The organism is Candidatus Omnitrophota bacterium, assembly GCA_028716245.1.
In the GTDB taxonomy this organism is placed as follows: Bacteria; Omnitrophota; Gorgyraeia; order Gygaellales; family Profunditerraquicolaceae; genus UBA6249.
Genome location: JAQUQW010000002.1, coordinates 61,860 through 77,042, shown reverse-complemented (window position 1 = coordinate 77,042; position 15,183 = coordinate 61,860). Strand labels below are relative to the sequence as shown.

At 43.3% G+C, this 15,183-nt stretch carries 15 protein-coding genes and 2 tRNA genes; all 17 read right to left on the bottom strand.

Features of this window, described 5'->3' with window-relative positions:
- Positions 1-12: 12 nt before the first annotated feature.
- The gene (gene ablA / locus PHG87_03870) at positions 13-1,227 is read right to left on the bottom strand and encodes a lysine 2,3-aminomutase (protein ID MDD5477324.1); all 1,215 of its coding nucleotides are present in this window, start codon (positions 1,225-1,227) and stop codon (positions 13-15) included.
- Positions 1,202-2,200, bottom strand: coding sequence for an ATP-grasp domain-containing protein (locus tag PHG87_03865; GenBank protein MDD5477323.1), 999 nt, complete (start codon positions 2,198-2,200; stop codon positions 1,202-1,204). Before PHG87_03865 ends, ablA begins: the two co-directional genes overlap by 26 nt.
- Positions 2,201-3,190 (bottom strand): ATP-grasp domain-containing protein, encoded by a 990-nt coding sequence (locus PHG87_03860; protein ID MDD5477322.1) that lies wholly within the window; start codon positions 3,188-3,190, stop codon positions 2,201-2,203.
- Between the two features lie 295 nt (positions 3,191-3,485).
- Positions 3,486-4,112 (bottom strand): HAD family phosphatase, encoded by a 627-nt coding sequence (locus tag PHG87_03855; GenBank protein MDD5477321.1) that lies wholly within the window; start codon positions 4,110-4,112, stop codon positions 3,486-3,488.
- Between the two features lie 8 nt (positions 4,113-4,120).
- The gene (locus PHG87_03850) at positions 4,121-5,110 is read right to left on the bottom strand and encodes a PAC2 family protein (protein MDD5477320.1); all 990 of its coding nucleotides are present in this window, start codon (positions 5,108-5,110) and stop codon (positions 4,121-4,123) included.
- A 183-nt stretch (positions 5,111-5,293) separates the two neighbouring features.
- Positions 5,294-6,556 carry a hypothetical protein gene (locus PHG87_03845; GenBank protein MDD5477319.1) on the bottom strand — a complete coding sequence of 421 codons (1,263 nt, stop codon included), beginning with the start codon at positions 6,554-6,556 and terminating at the stop codon, positions 5,294-5,296.
- 172 nt (positions 6,557-6,728) lie between these two features.
- On the bottom strand, positions 6,729-7,856 hold the full coding sequence (locus tag PHG87_03840; protein ID MDD5477318.1) for a M20 family metallopeptidase: 1,128 nt from the start codon (positions 7,854-7,856) through the stop codon (positions 6,729-6,731).
- Positions 7,846-8,484, bottom strand: a complete 639-nt coding sequence (locus PHG87_03835; protein ID MDD5477317.1) for an endonuclease III domain-containing protein — start codon at positions 8,482-8,484, stop codon at positions 7,846-7,848. Before PHG87_03835 ends, PHG87_03840 begins: the two co-directional genes overlap by 11 nt.
- Positions 8,481-10,421 (bottom strand): PilZ domain-containing protein, encoded by a 1,941-nt coding sequence (locus PHG87_03830; GenBank protein ID MDD5477316.1) that lies wholly within the window; start codon positions 10,419-10,421, stop codon positions 8,481-8,483. Before PHG87_03830 ends, PHG87_03835 begins: the two co-directional genes overlap by 4 nt.
- A gap of 122 nt (positions 10,422-10,543) precedes the next feature.
- Positions 10,544-11,131 (bottom strand): 3'-5' exonuclease, encoded by a 588-nt coding sequence (locus PHG87_03825; GenBank protein ID MDD5477315.1) that lies wholly within the window; start codon positions 11,129-11,131, stop codon positions 10,544-10,546.
- Positions 11,124-12,020, bottom strand: coding sequence for a phosphatidylglycerol lysyltransferase domain-containing protein (locus tag PHG87_03820; protein MDD5477314.1), 897 nt, complete (start codon positions 12,018-12,020; stop codon positions 11,124-11,126). The genes PHG87_03825 and PHG87_03820 overlap by 8 nt, the downstream gene beginning before the upstream one ends.
- Positions 12,007-12,516 carry a YkgJ family cysteine cluster protein gene (locus tag PHG87_03815; protein MDD5477313.1) on the bottom strand — a complete coding sequence of 170 codons (510 nt, stop codon included), beginning with the start codon at positions 12,514-12,516 and terminating at the stop codon, positions 12,007-12,009. Before PHG87_03815 ends, PHG87_03820 begins: the two co-directional genes overlap by 14 nt.
- The gene (gene metG, locus PHG87_03810) at positions 12,513-12,833 is read right to left on the bottom strand and encodes a methionine--tRNA ligase subunit beta (GenBank protein MDD5477312.1); all 321 of its coding nucleotides are present in this window, start codon (positions 12,831-12,833) and stop codon (positions 12,513-12,515) included. The genes PHG87_03815 and metG overlap by 4 nt, the downstream gene beginning before the upstream one ends.
- Before the next feature lie 12 nt (positions 12,834-12,845).
- Complete coding sequence (locus tag PHG87_03805) at positions 12,846-14,360, bottom strand: hypothetical protein (protein MDD5477311.1); 1,515 nt, start codon at positions 14,358-14,360, stop codon at positions 12,846-12,848.
- Between the two features lie 131 nt (positions 14,361-14,491).
- Positions 14,492-14,570 (bottom strand) — tRNA-Asp (locus PHG87_03800).
- Positions 14,571-14,633: 63 nt separating this feature from the next.
- Positions 14,634-14,710: transfer RNA gene (locus tag PHG87_03795), tRNA-Val, on the bottom strand.
- A gap of 6 nt (positions 14,711-14,716) precedes the next feature.
- Positions 14,717-15,175, bottom strand: a complete 459-nt coding sequence (locus PHG87_03790) for a V-type ATP synthase subunit K (GenBank protein MDD5477310.1) — start codon at positions 15,173-15,175, stop codon at positions 14,717-14,719.
- Positions 15,176-15,183: the final 8 nt, after the last annotated feature.

The window sequence follows — 15,183 nt, the reverse complement described above, 5'->3', positions numbered from 1 at the left end:
TTATTTTAAAGATTATTCCAGGTAGGTATAGATCTTACCCTTATAATTACGCAACACATATTTACCCTTGGCCTGGGAAAGAATATAATTCGGCCCCACAGGGATCTTTCCGCCGCCGCCGGGCCCGTCGATAACATAGGTCGGAACGGCATAACCGGAAGTGTGCCCGCGTAATTTCTCGATAATATTTATCCCCACGGCTACCGGGGTGCGAAAATGCTGCGTGCCCCTTACCGGATCGCACTGGTAAATATAATACGGCCTTACTCTCATTTGCAGAAGGTCATGCATCAGGCGCTTCATAATGAATGGCCGGTCGTTGATGCCCTTAAGAAGCACCGACTGGCTGCCTAAAGGTATGCCGCTTTCAGAAAGCATATCGCAGGCATTCTTACAGCGCTTGGTGATCTCCTTGGGATGATTAAAATGAATGCTCATCCAGATCGGAGAATATTTCTTGATCATGTTTACCAGATTTTCAGTAACGCGCTGCGGTAAAGTTGCCGGAATACGCGTACCGATCCTTAATAATTCAACATGCGATATGTCGCGGATCTTGGCAATCAGGGATTCCAATGCCTCATCCTCTAAGGTAAGCGGATCCCCGCCGGAAATCAACACATCCCTTATCTTACGGTTAGCTTTGATATACTCTATGGCCGCGTCAAATTTAGTTTCAGGGTTTGTTTCTTTTTCTTCATGATCACCCACGAGCCTGCGGCGGGTACAATGCCGGCAATACATCGCGCAATGCTCCGTAGCCAACAACAGGACCCTGTCCGGATAGCGGTGCACCAAATGCGGCGCCGGAGAATCGCGGTCCTCGGCGCAAGGATCAGCCATTTCGTGCGGGGAAATCGAGAATTCATCGCCGACCGGCACAGACTGCCTGCGGATGGGGCAATCCGGATCTTCAATATCAATCAGGCTTGCCCAATAAGGGGTAATGGCCATGGCCAACCTGCCTTTGGCTTTATCAATTCCTTTTTCCTCCTGGGGAGTAAGCTTAATAATCTGGGCTAATTCTTCCTTGGTGCGGATCCTGTGTTTGAGCTGCCAATGCCAATCTTCCCAATCCAGCGGGTTAACATCTTTAAAAAGGGGAATTTGCTGATAATCGCGCCAACGCCTTGGAGGCCGCGGCATAACCGGCGTTTCAACCTGTCCTTTTTGGTTTTCTAAACCTTCGGGGTTATTCAATTTAAGCCTTTTTCCTTTCTGAGGCACTCATTAGTATTGCCTCAATAAGATCCTCATACTTCATCCCTGCGGCATATGCCATTAGCGGAAAATTGGATTCTTTGGGGTCTAACCCCGGTAAAGGGTTAATCTCCAAGACATACGGCACATTAAATTTATCCAAACGGATATCGGTGCGGGAAATATCCAAACAGCCTACGGCCCGGTGCGTGCGCAAAGCCACATCTTTTACCTTGGCCTCTACCTCTTTATCCAGCCTGGCCGGGCAATGGAATTCAGGCACCAACCCCAATTCGCTATTGCCTTGGAACTCTTTCATCTTCCAGGAATAAAAATATTCTCCGCTTTTTTTACAGTTGGAAAAATCGATCTCTAAAATCGGAAGCACGTGGGTTTTTCCGTTTTCTAAGATCCCCACGGTCAACTCTTTGCCTTCGATAAATTCTTCAACCAGGGCTTCCTGCTGATACACATCTATAGATTCCCTAACCTTCTTAAAAAGATCTTCTTTATTCTCAACTACATTGGTCTTGTTTATCCCTTTTGCCGATCCTTCGCAATTAGGCTTGACAATTAATGGAAACCGCAGCTGCGCATCCAGCGGTTCATCCCCTTTCACGAAAAGCTGAAAATTGGGAGTGGGGATATTCTCCGCCTGTAATATTTTTTTAGTCAGCCCCTTATTTAAGGCCAGGGCTAAAGAGAAGGTGTCCGAACCGGTATAAGGTATGTTTAAATAATCCAGCACTGCCGGCACTTCGGATTCACGAAATCTGCCGTGCTTTCCTTCAGCGATATTAAAGACCATATCGACGCGGTTTTTCCGAAAATATGAAAATAAGGCCGGATACTCCACGTCGATTGCCTCGACGGAATGGCCCTTGGTTTTGAGGGCACAAACCACGGAATTAATCGTCTCTTGCGAATCGCATTCGGAGAAATAATCCGCCGGCTTTTGCGGATCCTTCTTTTTTAAATTATAGGTCAAGGCAACTTTCATCTAGTTTAACCCGTTGCGCGCAATGGCGCTGTTTAAAATCTTGCCGACCATCTGGTCATAAGTAATGCCGATATTTTTGGCAATGAGCATAAAAACATCTTCGGTAGATAAAGAAGGCAGCGGATTTATCTCCAGCACATAAGGGTTGCCGTCATTATCAACCCTAAAATCCACCCTGCCAAAATCCCGGCACTCAACACTGCGATAAACCTTTAAAGCCAGATCGTCCAGTTTATTCTTTAAATCATTGGTTATTTTTGCCGGGCAAATATACTCTAACCTGTCGGAAGTGATCCGCGCGAAAGTATAAAATTTGTCATTTAATTTTAATTTTCCGTCTATCTTTATCTGGACTACCGGCATAACTTCGGGGTTTTCGTTACCGACGATAGCCACGGTAAACTCCTGCCCCGAGATAAACTCCTCAACTAAAGCCGGCTGTTTGTAGGTTTTAGTAATAAAATCCACCTGCTTTTTAAGTTCATCGGTACTTTCTACGCGAGAACTTTCACTCAAGCCTTTTGAGGAACCCTCAAAGCGCGGTTTAACAATCAATGGGAACCGGCAATGATCCTGATTAATTAAGGCCTCCGCCGAGCTTACTTCAAAAAACTTAGGAGTGGGGATTTTTTCAGCGATAAAAATTTTTTTAGCCATAACCTTATCCAAAGTCAAGCCTAAAGTCAAGGCATCGGCTCCGACAAAAGGAATACCGGCCATTTCCAGTAAAATCGGCACCTGGGACTCGCGATTCCTGCCGGTTAGGCCTTCGGAGATATTAAAAACAATATCCACTCCCAGATTATCAATTTTTTCCAACAGATTATTGGCATTGCCTATTTTCTTTACTTTAAAGCCGTTGGCGACAATAGCCTCGGCAATAACATTGATTGTCGAAGGAGCATCAAATTCCGCATTGGCGTCCAGCGGATCCCCTTCTTTGAATTTATAATCGGTTTTTAAATCGTAGGTTAATCCCACAGTTTTCATAATTTTATCTCATTTTACCGCCATTAATCCGCGGATTTAACTTTCTTGCCGTAATTTTTTAATGAAATCCTTGATAATTTAACCCCGCATTATAAAAAAAGGGCCCGGTTTAAATTACTTATGCCGCAAGCCCTTTAGGAATCTATCCAATTTTTTCCAACTTAGTTTATCAACCTCCAAAAATTTATGCAAAATATTGTGTCTATGTTAATTTTTTACCACAATATATTGTCATTGTCAAGCATTTTTTGCTCAAAAAGCAGGGAATAGCCATTAGGATTACCGTCGGGAAATGTTATTTTTTAAAAGTTATTCCGGCCTGGGCAATATCGTTTACCAACTGTTGGAAATTAGTAAATACGCAGCCTCTGACACCCAGGGATTTGGCGCTTTCCACTAATTCCGCCCGGTCATCGGTATAAAATATTTCCTGCGGGCTAACCTGCAGTTGGCCGATAACCTGTTCGTAGATTTTTCTGTCCGGTTTAATGGCTCCCAGTTCAAAAGAAAGAAAAATTTCATCGAAAACCCCCAATACCGGAAAGTTTTTCTTTACGTATTCATAGTGCAGGACATTAATATTGGAAAGCAGGGCTGTTTTGTAATAAGCGCGCAGGGAATTAGCTAACCGGAAAACCGAGCGGTTCTTAGGGCTTAAGAAAAAAATGTCATTCCAGATCGGCACAAACGATGCATAGCTGAGTTTTAAATTCAGCGTGTTTTTAACTTCCCGATAAAAATTTTCCGGGGTTATTTTTCCCGCTTCAAAAGCTACCGTTACCTGGGATTCAAAAAAAAGATTGTAGATCTCAACCGCGGTCTTCGGGCAAAAAGCTGATATTCTTTGTGCCGCGCGCTGGTGGTCAAAATCCACTAAAACCCTTCCTAAATCAAACAGGATAACTTTAATCTCACTGGCCATAAGCTTACTTAATTGCCCTTATCATTATTCTTCCTGAAAAGATCCAGGAACTTATCTTCATATTCCTTATAAACATTCCACTTATCCAGCTCGGCTTTTAATTCACTCGCCTTGGCAATATCCAGGCGGCTTTGCGCAAAAAGCTTCTCGATCTTCTCTTTTACCGAAACCGGTAATTTGGTGAGCTGGCTTAAGGTTTTTTTGATCAACTCTACCTCCTCTTCACCGATAGGAGCGGATTGGCCGGCTGAGCCTAAATTCAAATAATCAAGCAGTTTATTAATTTCATTCTCCATGCTTTGTGCCTGCTCTTTTAGCGGTTGCACGTTTATCTGTATATTCAATATTTTTCCCAACCCTTGAAGCACCGCAGCCGAAGCCTTGGGGTTTTCAATCTGGATAGTATAAAGAGGGATATCTCCGAGCAGGCAAAAGCCTTTTAAGCCTGCCTTTTTGGCTATCCCTAAAAATAAACCGTTCATTCCGCTGATCTGGCCGTCAATTAACTCGTTAAAATTATGTTTCTTTAAATCCTCTTTGGTTTTTTGATCCGTAGCCGCAAACCAGACATGCGAATCCTGCGTGTGATCGGTTGCCTGGGGCATCGAGGCAAAACTGACGATTGATTCGACCCCCAGGCTTTTTGCCAGGCCGATAATTATCTTGGCGTAGCCATCCGCCTTGGATAAATCCGGCTGGGCATTACTTAAAAAAATAACCAGGTCATTTTTGCCGGGCCCGCCGCGTTTTGCGGCGGGATTTTTCCAATAATAAAATTTACCCTGCGGCAGCGGCGGAACATCTAATACCCCCCGGGAGATTACGCTTCCGGTTAAATAAAAAAATTCCTCCGGGGCAATACTGGCGAATTCAACCGCCTTTAGCTCCTGGATCAGGTAATTGGCGGCCTTAAACGCCACCTCTCCCATGCCCGGCCAGGCGGCAATAAGATAAGGTTTTCTAAGCCGGGGTTTTTTAGAAATCATTAAAGGTTCCATATCTTCTCCCATAGTAATGTAGCGCAAATGATTCTTCACGCTACTATGTTTAATATTAGCTGCCCCCTAGGGATTGACGCTTAAGTCAACCTCCGGCGCCTGAACTCCTTGACGGAACAAAGCTATTTGATAGCCTCGGTTTCCAAGGCTATCATCGCAATTAATATTTTTTATTCATGATATTTATTTTAATGCTTTTTTATTCGCAAGCTTTTTAATTATATCATAAGTATCAAATTCCGGCGCAAGCGAATCATATTTGGTAAATTTTCCAAAAGCGCGCGTTTTTACGCCACCCCAGAAGTCGGCGCCATGGACCGGATAGATAAAAATTATGTTTTTGTTCGAAAAAAATTCATCCGCTTTTTTTAGGAATTCTTTTTGTTCGTTTACGCTTAGGCGCTGGCTAAAAACATCTATCGGTGCATCGGGTCTTCCGCCCCAATCAATAAAAGCGAAATGGGGGATATTGCCGAATTTATTTTTCACGCCCATATTTATCCGGCTCCATCTTGCTTCGTCAAATTTTCCATAATATATTTCTTCGGATGAAGGCGTTGTGGTCACAAAATCAAGTTTTGGCAAAACTCCCTGATAATCAATGACGGGTTCAGACCATGTTCCAACATAGACATGCTTTCCTTTTGATTCTCCATATTTATGTATCTGGTCTACCATTTTTGATGCCTCGTCATAGGATTCTCTGACTGCATGATGGTTTAGGTCACCGGTCATGCCTTTGAGGACATTCGCCTGCGAATACAACAAATCAATCCATATAGCGTCAGCACCTGAATCTATCTGCTTTTTTGCCCAGCTCAAGAAAAGCTCCTGAAAATCCGGATTTGTAATATCGGGAAAATAACCATATGCTTGGCGATAATCATAGCCGTTTTTGAATGTTTCCTGATTATTTGTCGCTTCTAATTTCTGAAATTCATCCTTGGTTAATAGCTTGCCTTTGTATGTATAGTTTATATTCCACTTTTGCGGATCAAAAGCCATGTCCCAGGTATCTTCATTGTTATAAACCTTGCCGGTTATCGGATCAATTTCGATCCTTCCGACAGACTGGGCGGGGAGTGCGCCTACGAAAATAATTCCGGGCATTTCTTTTTTTATTGCGGATATGGTATTTTCAAGCTCTTTATAAGAAAGACCGCTTTTTTCGATAAATTCCGGAACTTGCTCCGGTTTTATATTCAAGCGCTTAGCTGCCAAATCAATTATTTCCGGAGGAATATTATCCGAAGATTCCGGTACAGGAGCATTCCAAATCCAAAACCCGCGGAAAATCATATCCGCGCGCGTTTCTTTCAGCACTTTGACTGTTTCGTTCAAGCTTCTCCCGCCGATAAATTCTTTGTCCGTCACTTTTTCATACAAAGTGGCAACTTTAACACTAGAAAGATTTCCATTTGGCCCGATATATGTAAAATTTTGCATATTGTTTAAACTACCTATTTTGGTAATGTTTTGTCTAGTGTAGGCGAATAATGCCGCAAAAAAAATTATTATAATAAGTACAATTATTATTCTTTTGTCCATATCTTGTGCCGGGTATTTTACTAGAAAGCGCTCTAGAACCTTGGTCTCACTAGATCAGATCTTAAAAATGCTAAAATTTATATCTTTTTAAAAATTCCACCAAGACTCTTGCGCCGTTATAAAGATTATCCGGATAGGCATACTCATCGGCAATATGCGCGCAGCCTTCTGTGCCAAAGCCGGTGGCAATTGCCGGAATATTCCTTTCTTTAAAAAAAGTTATTACGGTTGCTCCTTCCGAGCCACTAATCCGCGGCTTGATCTTTAAACTTTTCATCGCTGAAACTAAACTGCCAACCAGAGGATGGCACGGGTCGATATAATAAGGATTTTGAATCCCCTGGATTTCAATTTTAAAATTTTTAGTGTATTTGATAATTGTTCTTCTTAAAGAACTTAGGAGCTCTTTGGCCGAGGAGCCGGGGAGAAACCTGAAATCAAGCTCAAATTCGCACCAGTCGCTGACCACGTTCACCTTATCTCCGCCCTTAATCGTACCGGTATTTATTGTCGGTTGATGCAGGTATCTATTTTTAGGATAAATTTTATTATTTTGTTTTTTAAGGTCGATGATTATTTTAGCCGCTATATCTATGGCATTTACCCCTAACCAGGGATAGGCACCGTGCGCTTTTTTCCCGCCAATGCGCACCTTAAGATGCATCAGCCCCTTCTGGGTAATCACGATTTCAAAGTCATCGGCGTCTAAAACAACCGCCGCGTCGGCTTTTAAAATCTTGCGCTTAAGCAGGGGGATTAAACCTAAGCCTGAGCCGCTTTCTTCATCGGCGGTGGCGGCAAAAATTAAATTATAATCCAGCCTGATGCCGTCTTCAACCAGCGCGTTAATTGCTTCCAGTAAACTGGCTAAATTCCCTTTGCAATCCGTTGTCCCCAGGCCATAAATTTTATTTCCGATAATTTTAGCGCAAAACGGGGATTTCTTCCAGCTCTTGCCTGCCGGAACGGTATCCAGATGCGGAGTAAGCAAAAGTGACTTTACGCGGTTTTTGCCTTCAAGGGTAGCCAGGACATTTACTCTTTTGCGGCTAAAGGTATAGGTTTTGACTTTTAGGCCCAAGGCCTTTAAATACGCGCCGACAAAACCGGCAACCCTGCTTTCATCCCCGGGAGGGTTCTGGGAATCCAGGGAAATTAATTTTTGAATGGTTCTAACCAGGCGTTTTTTATTGACCATAGAGAGGACAAATTTCGCATTTAGGATTCTGCTTGCGGCAGTAATCCTTGGCTAATTTTACTAAAAGAGCGTGGTATTCATTAAACAGTTTCGTGTCTTTCTTAAGATTGCGCATGAAAATATCCTGCACTTGAGAATAGCCGGCTCCTTCTTTAATTAACCCGTGCCGCAAAAATATCCTTTTGGTATAGGCATCGACGACAAATATGGGTTTATTTAAAGCATAGAGCAATATGGAATCGGCTGTCTCAGGGCCAATACCGTTTACTGCCAGTAGTTGCTTGCGCAATTGCATTAAATCCCGGGCGGCCATGGATTTAATTTTTGCCGCGTAGTTATCCAAGAAAAATTCCAAGAAACTTTTAAGCCGGGCGGCTTTAACATTATGATACCCGGCGCTCCTAATCAGACCGGCAAGCTTTTTTGGCTTAAGCTGATAAAGTTTCCGGGGGTTTAATAATTTTTTTTCTTTAAGGGCCGCGATTGCCTTTTCAACATTGGACCAATTGGTATTCTGAGTAAGAATTGCTCCCACCATAACTTCAAAAGCAGTATCGGCAGGCCACCAATGCTGCTCTCCAAAGGCGGAATAAAGCCGGCTAAATATCCGGTTTAGCTCATGCTTCATTCTTTAAGCTCTAAAGGGTTAAAACCGTAATAGGCAAAAAGAGTGTATGCCGTACCGGAAACTGATCCGGTATGGCTGCCTTTAGGCGTCATCCAGCCGTGCCCGGTATCAACATGCTCTTGAGTAGCATAAGGCAAACAGCCTTCCCCTTGGCCGGAGGGAGAAGAACTGGAGATAACCATGTTGCCTAATTCATTTAGATACATCTGCGCTTTTTTCCCATAATCAGCCGCTTTAGGCATACCGGCGCCGCCTTTAGAATAAAAATCTTCCATGATTTTATAAGACACCACCATCTGGGCAGTCCACTCCGAAGAAACCACGCCGCCGCGGGCTGTATGCAGCTGCGGAGCAAAATCAAATCCTTTTATCTTTACGCTCTGGCCATTTAACCGCAGGAAATTAGCCTCAACCCCGCAGTTCTCTTCGACAAACTCCATGATCTTGTCCGGATCCATTCCCAGCTCTTGAAGTTTTTGCGGGCCGATCGCGGCGATCGACCAGGCATAGGTATCTGTAGCAATGGTAGAATCTCCTTTACCGCGCTTAACCGGTAAATCCGGCCGGTCATAAGTATGCTCAAGAAGCCAAGTTATCGTCTTTTGGCTGGCTTGCGCATATTTTTCCCTCCCGGTAACCTTAGCCAGCATATTAAAAAACGCGTAAGCATCAAGATTATGTTCCGTAGAATACCACTCTACCTCCGGGCCGCCGCGGATACCGCCGTCAGCATCCGCATTCTGCAGGTCAATAATCGTTTGGGCGATACTCTCGGCTAAGCCCAGATAACTCTTATCTTTGCTGCCTTGCATATATTGCATAATAGCAAGGCCTACCCAGAGATTGGGCCCGCTGTGCATGATAAATTCCGCCGGGCCGCCGTCGTTGACATAATAAGCATTGAGAAACCAGCCATTTTCTCTTTTGGCTTTATGCGCAAAAAATTCCAGAATTTTCTTGGCGCGGTCAAAATCTCCAAAATACGTATAGGCCTGGATGAGCAGGGCCAAGTCATAAGTAAATGACCAGTTAGCAATATCCTGATCTCCTTCAAAACTCGAGACCAAACCGGTGCGGTTATTTTGATGTACCTTAAGCCACTGGTACATCTTGTCAAAATTAGCTTTCTCCAGTACTATTTTCTTTTCATCTAACCGGGATAATTCTTTAACCGCGACATTCTCAGTGCGCTGGGCAGCGGTTAATTTGGTTTCTAAAACAAGTTTTTCTGCGGTTAAGGCGGCAATCGATTCATTAAGTTGTTTAATCTGACCTAGATTGCTTGCTTCGGTTTGGGCTTTTTGCGACTCAACAGATTTAATCCGCTCTTCTAAAGCTTTCAGTTTTACCTGAAGATCCTGCCGCTGCGCAACGATTTCCCCTATTTTTTGTTCGGCCAGGCGGGAATCTTTTAATACGCTGGACAGCTTTTCAACCAGCAGCTTATTGCTACGGGTTAAGTTAAAATTTAAATAGCTATTGATACCTAAAATTAAGGTAATCACCACCATTGCCGATAAAGCTACCGGGATAAAAAGCTTCTTTAACCAGGCATAGCGCATTAATTCATTATTCTGCTTGGCCGATATCCGGTCATAATTTAACCCGATCTGGCATTTGCGCTTACCTTCGGAGGTTTCTTTGAACCAAACAATGCTGGCTTGGGCGGGAATTGGTTTTTTGCTGATGGGGATATCGATCTCTAACGATAATTTACATTTCTTTTCTTTAACCAGCTTAAGCAGGTCAGGGCCGATATTATTGATGAAAAGGCAAAGGCCGCCGCGGCTGATATTATTGGTAAAACCCTGCAGCCAGCTGGAAAGAAAAGTTTCGCCTTCCAGGCCCTCCAGGCGGAACTGCACCGGAAACACCGTATCCAAACGCAGGTATTTACGCTGCTCTATGGCCGGCTTTACTTTGTTTTTAAACAACATTTGGCTCTCCTAAACCAGGAAGATCGTCCTTTAAAAAACTCGCGAATCATATTTTATAACAAATGGTGGCTAATGCAATGTATTAAATAGGGACAGCGACTATTTTTTACCGGGTAGGTTACCTAAAAAATAGTCGCTGTCCCTAATTTAAAGAGGCCGGCAAAACTAGTAATACCTTTTTGCGCGCAAATAATTTTAAGCTTGGTAAAAACCTCCCAGGTCATCTCCACGTCGGAAAAGGCCCGGTGCTCTTGTTTTGATTCTATCCCCAGTTCCTTTGCCACAAACCAAAGCGCGTAGCGGGGTAAAGCCGGCATAAGCCTTTTAGCCATGGTCAGCACGTCAAAAACAACGATATTATTGATCGCGCCGGAGCCGATCAACTTAAGCTCATTATTTAAGAAACTTAGATCAAATCCCGCATTGTAGGAGCAAAGACAGCTGCCGGCAATAAAATCTAAAAACTTAGGCATGACTGTCTCAATGGACAAAGCGTCTTTTAACATCTCCGGAGTTATTTTATTTACGGCAAAAGCACCCGGAGAAATCGGCCGGCCGGGGTTAACTAAAGAATCGAATACGGCTAATCTCTGTTTGCCTTTGACCCGTAAGGCCGCCAGCTCGACAATGCGGTCTCCGGCATCAGGATATAAACCGGTAGTCTCAGTATCAAATATGGTAAATTCCACTTGATCGATATCTTCAGGCATCGCCAGTTACAATATAGGCTGGAATTAAACACTTAGGTTTATAAGATAACTTCGTTTTACGTAAATTCTCTAAACCTGAATCGTCCATGATATTAATATACTTATAATCTTTTAATTCCCGGCAAAATTGGCGAAAAATAAACTGCGCCAATCCTTTAATGGAAAGGTCGGTTATTTCATAAAGCACGCAAAATGTCTCATTATTCAACCGGTAGCCAAAACTAAAGGCTTTGATTTTTTTATCTATCCTTACGCAGATGCCTTCTAAACCCAGCGGTTTATAATTAGCAAACGCCTCTTTGATTACCTTACGGTTATCCTCAAGCATGCCGCAATAAAGATCGTCGCAAGATTGTGTTTTGCGCAATTCCGCCCAGGAATTAAACAAGCTTAAGCAATCATCCCTATCCATCAATTTCAACTTTGCCCATTCGAAATGATAGTGTTTGATGAAAAAATTATACGAGGCGCGCTGGGATTTAAATTTATTCCCCCGCAGAAACGCCAAATCGTTCTTTAAACAAAGGTAGTCCGGATATTTCTCGTGGCAAAGATATCCTAAGGCCCGATAATACTCTAAATTCCTCTCTTCAATATTTTCAATGCGGCTGATATCTTTGTTTTTATTAATACTATCCATGATTGCAAAACTCTCTTTTATGGCGCGCGGCCTCTTTTCTTTTGCCAGCGGCCCCAAATACATAAAACAGCCGATCTGATCGCGAAAAAATACGCAGAGGCTATTTTCAATCACTGCCCAGCCGATATCATAGAGAGAACGCCAAATGTAGATATTGGCAAAAGAGTAAGCTGCCAGCTCATGCGGCTCCAAAGCAAGGTATTGGCTGAACAGCTTATGATTTTTTAAAGTTAGTTTATTTAGTTTCATGGGGTAAGTTTATTTCGGCAACCTCTCTTACCTCTTCATAGGCCTGGATAATCTGAGGGTTATCTTTGAGCATTTTTAGCATTTGCGGAGAATTAAGATAACTGGTCAGATAAATAATATAGTCTTTGGCCTCCCGGCTATTTATCTTTTCATAAACATACGGGCAATTTAAATCCACGGTCAAGAGTACTTTTCCTCTGCGTAAATTAATCAAAAAGGGATAAAGCTGGCATTCAAACGGCCGGATATCGTAGATTTTGCATTTGTTATCCGCGCTGCCTAAAAACGGGCAGATAAAATCCGCGCCATCAGGATTGGCGATAAGATGCAAGCGGCGGTCAATAGAAATAGAGGCGGCGGGAATTCCTCTTTTATCCAACAGCTCCTGGATCTCCTCGTCCAGAAGGCAGGGGCTCCATACGGAATTTGCTTCTTTAAACCGGCAGCACCCCCGGCATTTGATACAAAACTCCTGCGGAACGAACTGTTTGATCATTTTACAATACTTCCCAGCTTCAATTTTTTATCCGGGTTAACTACTGCCAGCGTGTTTTCATCTGAACCGGCCAAAATCATCCCCTGGCTTTCTACTCCGCGTAAAACTACCGGATCCAAATTATCAACTAAGACTACCTGCTTACCGATTAACTCTTCTTTTGAATAGTAAGCCTTGATCCCGGCAACCACCTGCTTTTGCCTGTCACCTAAATCCACGGTTAAAATCAATAATTTGTCCGCGTTCGGATGGTCATTAACCTCTTTTATTTCCGCTATCCTTAATTCTAACTTTCTAAAATCATCGATTGTCGCCATCTTAACTCCTTTTTAAAATCTTAGCTCCGCGTAAAATTTAATCTGATAAGCATTATTAGCCTGGCCGTCCCCGCGCAGAAAAGGGCTGAATAAACTGCCGTCCAGATCATCGCGCCTTTCTTTATAAAACTTGCCCGGGACAAAATAGCCGCCTAAAAAACCCACGGTCAAATGTTGGCTGGCTTTATAATCAATAAATAAATCTGCTTCATACCCTAAATCTCGGGAGAGATATTTTCCCTGGTTATCTAAAGTCCCCACGGGACGGTTAAAAGCCATCAAATAATACCCATATAAACTCGTGCAGAGCTTCTCGGTAAAATTATAATCAAAACCTACCGAAGGCATAATCAAATTTTCAAAATCTCCCGAGGAAAACGTCTTTGGCCGCGGCACTCCGTAATTTAGACCATAACCTCCGCCCATAGCCACAATGGGAAGCATATCCACATTGCTGCTGCTTATCGTATCCCCTAAATTAAAATTTGTGGGAGAAAAATAACTAAAGGCGCGGTTTTTCCCTCCGACGTATTTGGTATCACCGTTCTCTGCCATTTCCGGGGTAGCCTTATTCCCGGAACAAACCAAAAATTGCACTTCCGGAACAAATTTTCCCAGGACATAATCTAAACCGGAGTAAAACATGTATCCGGCATGAGCAATATCTTTATAGGCATCATCCTGGCTTTGGGCATACCCGAAATTATGCGCGGCTTCTAATTTTAGAGTGAAATCTTCGGCCCTATATTCCCAGGCAGTGCCAAAGGTCCCCAACAAATCCTTTTTTATGGAAGCGGCAAATAAATTATCCCTTTTTGCGCTCGAGGTATAATCTGCCAACATCCCCACATATGGCCAAAATGTCTGCTTACCTGCTGTAATCTTGGCATCGGTAGCAAAAAAATTAGCCGCATTGGGTTCATATTTCTGGCCCTGCTCTTTTTCCTGTTTAATATGCGGGCCTAGGCGATATTTGTAAACTGAATCCGGCCGGCAATAGTAAAGGCGCCAAAAAATATCTTGTGTTTGTTTATATAAGGTCAGCCCGTAATTTTCATAGCTACCATTAAGGCTAAAACCATTGCCTACTTCATAAATATATAGACCTGCCTTAACCCCAAAGCTATCAAAGAGTTTGGAATCAACCCAAAGTTCCTCAATCTGCGGGAGCAATTCCGCATTACGATACTTCTCTACTCTGCCGCCGGAGTTAATCAGCGTATTATGAATAAAAAGCGGGGCGCTGTAATCATATGGCCCGTTACGTTCAAGCTTAAGATAAAACTTGTTACCGGAGTCCTTAAAATCCGCACTAAGAGCAAAACTGTAATCAATACCTAAATAAGTAGTCCGGTCATCCTGATTATGGCTATCCAGGTTCACTACATTTCTCAAACTTACTAAATCCGTACGCAGATAAGTATTTAATGCCAGCCCTAACTGCTCGGTATCAAGCAGCTCATAACCGTAGGCGTAAGAAATAAAACTTGAGGCTAAAATTAACGCAAGGTATAGTTTCTTCAACATTTACCTAAAATTTTACAACACTCTATCTGCTAAAAACTTAAGGCTATAATATCATTGCCGGCAGAAAAACTCAAGATAAAGAAAAACAAGACCCTGTTTCCTATTCAAGCGGGAAACAGGGTCTTGTCGACTGGCGGGGCCGACGAGATTCGGACTCGCGATCTCCTCCGTGACAGGGAGGCGCTTTAAGCCAGGCTAAGCTACGACCCCAAATATAAGAGGCTAAATTCTAACCTATAATACTGTAGTTTGCAACAGGTTTTTAATTATAAATGGTGGGCGATAGAGGACTTGAACCCCTGACCCTCTGCGTGTAAAGCAGATGCTCTAACCAACTGAGCTAATCGCCCGTAAATTTAGGCTCCGGAAACTATACCCAAAAGCATTAAGGTAAATGCCATAACCAGTAAAGCCACGGTTTCAGTCATTCCCAGGACAACCAGATAATTGCCAAAACCCTTGTCTGTCTCACCCATGGCGTCGCAGGCGCAGGCCGCGCATTTACCCTGCCATAAAGCGGAAAGTCCGATAGCTAAACCGGCAAATGCCCCGATGCTCCAAAGGTATTGCCCTTTGTTGGCAATTGCCATTAATTGGCGCATAACAATCATCCCGTAAACCGTCTGGGTAAGCGGAGCGGCCACAAAAACTACCAGCATAAACGAAGCGGCTTTATTCTGCGCGAAGTTCTTTTTCCAGGCGCCGATGGCCGCCATTCCGGCAATCCCTGCCCCCCATCCGGAACCCACCGCGGAAAGCGCAAGCACCAGAATCGCGCCCAAATCCTTAAACTGCATTAACATGTTGTTTTCCATAAATACAC

What these genes read in the sequence shown, in the direction of transcription:
- PHG87_03815 (MDD5477313.1), bottom strand. Translation starts at nt 12,516, where the DNA reads ATGATCAAACAGTTCGTTCCGCAGGAGTTTTGTATCAAATGCCGGGGG.
- PHG87_03825 (MDD5477315.1), bottom strand. Translation starts at nt 11,131, where the DNA reads ATGCCTGAAGATATCGATCAAGTGGAATTTACCATATTTGATACTGAG.
- PHG87_03835 (MDD5477317.1), bottom strand. Translation starts at nt 8,484, where the DNA reads ATGAAGCATGAGCTAAACCGGATATTTAGCCGGCTTTATTCCGCCTTT.
- PHG87_03850 (MDD5477320.1), bottom strand. Translation starts at nt 5,110, where the DNA reads ATGGAACCTTTAATGATTTCTAAAAAACCCCGGCTTAGAAAACCTTAT.
- PHG87_03830 (MDD5477316.1), bottom strand. Translation starts at nt 10,421, where the DNA reads ATGTTGTTTAAAAACAAAGTAAAGCCGGCCATAGAGCAGCGTAAATAC.
- PHG87_03845 (MDD5477319.1), bottom strand. Translation starts at nt 6,556, where the DNA reads ATGCAAAATTTTACATATATCGGGCCAAATGGAAATCTTTCTAGTGTT.
- PHG87_03805 (MDD5477311.1), bottom strand. Translation starts at nt 14,360, where the DNA reads ATGTTGAAGAAACTATACCTTGCGTTAATTTTAGCCTCAAGTTTTATT.
- PHG87_03820 (MDD5477314.1), bottom strand. Translation starts at nt 12,020, where the DNA reads ATGAAACTAAATAAACTAACTTTAAAAAATCATAAGCTGTTCAGCCAA.
- PHG87_03865 (MDD5477323.1), bottom strand. Translation starts at nt 2,200, where the DNA reads ATGAAAGTTGCCTTGACCTATAATTTAAAAAAGAAGGATCCGCAAAAG.
- PHG87_03790 (MDD5477310.1), bottom strand. Translation starts at nt 15,175, where the DNA reads ATGGAAAACAACATGTTAATGCAGTTTAAGGATTTGGGCGCGATTCTG.
- PHG87_03860 (MDD5477322.1), bottom strand. Translation starts at nt 3,190, where the DNA reads ATGAAAACTGTGGGATTAACCTACGATTTAAAAACCGATTATAAATTC.
- metG (MDD5477312.1), bottom strand. Translation starts at nt 12,833, where the DNA reads ATGGCGACAATCGATGATTTTAGAAAGTTAGAATTAAGGATAGCGGAA.
- PHG87_03840 (MDD5477318.1), bottom strand. Translation starts at nt 7,856, where the DNA reads ATGGTCAATAAAAAACGCCTGGTTAGAACCATTCAAAAATTAATTTCC.
- PHG87_03855 (MDD5477321.1), bottom strand. Translation starts at nt 4,112, where the DNA reads ATGGCCAGTGAGATTAAAGTTATCCTGTTTGATTTAGGAAGGGTTTTA.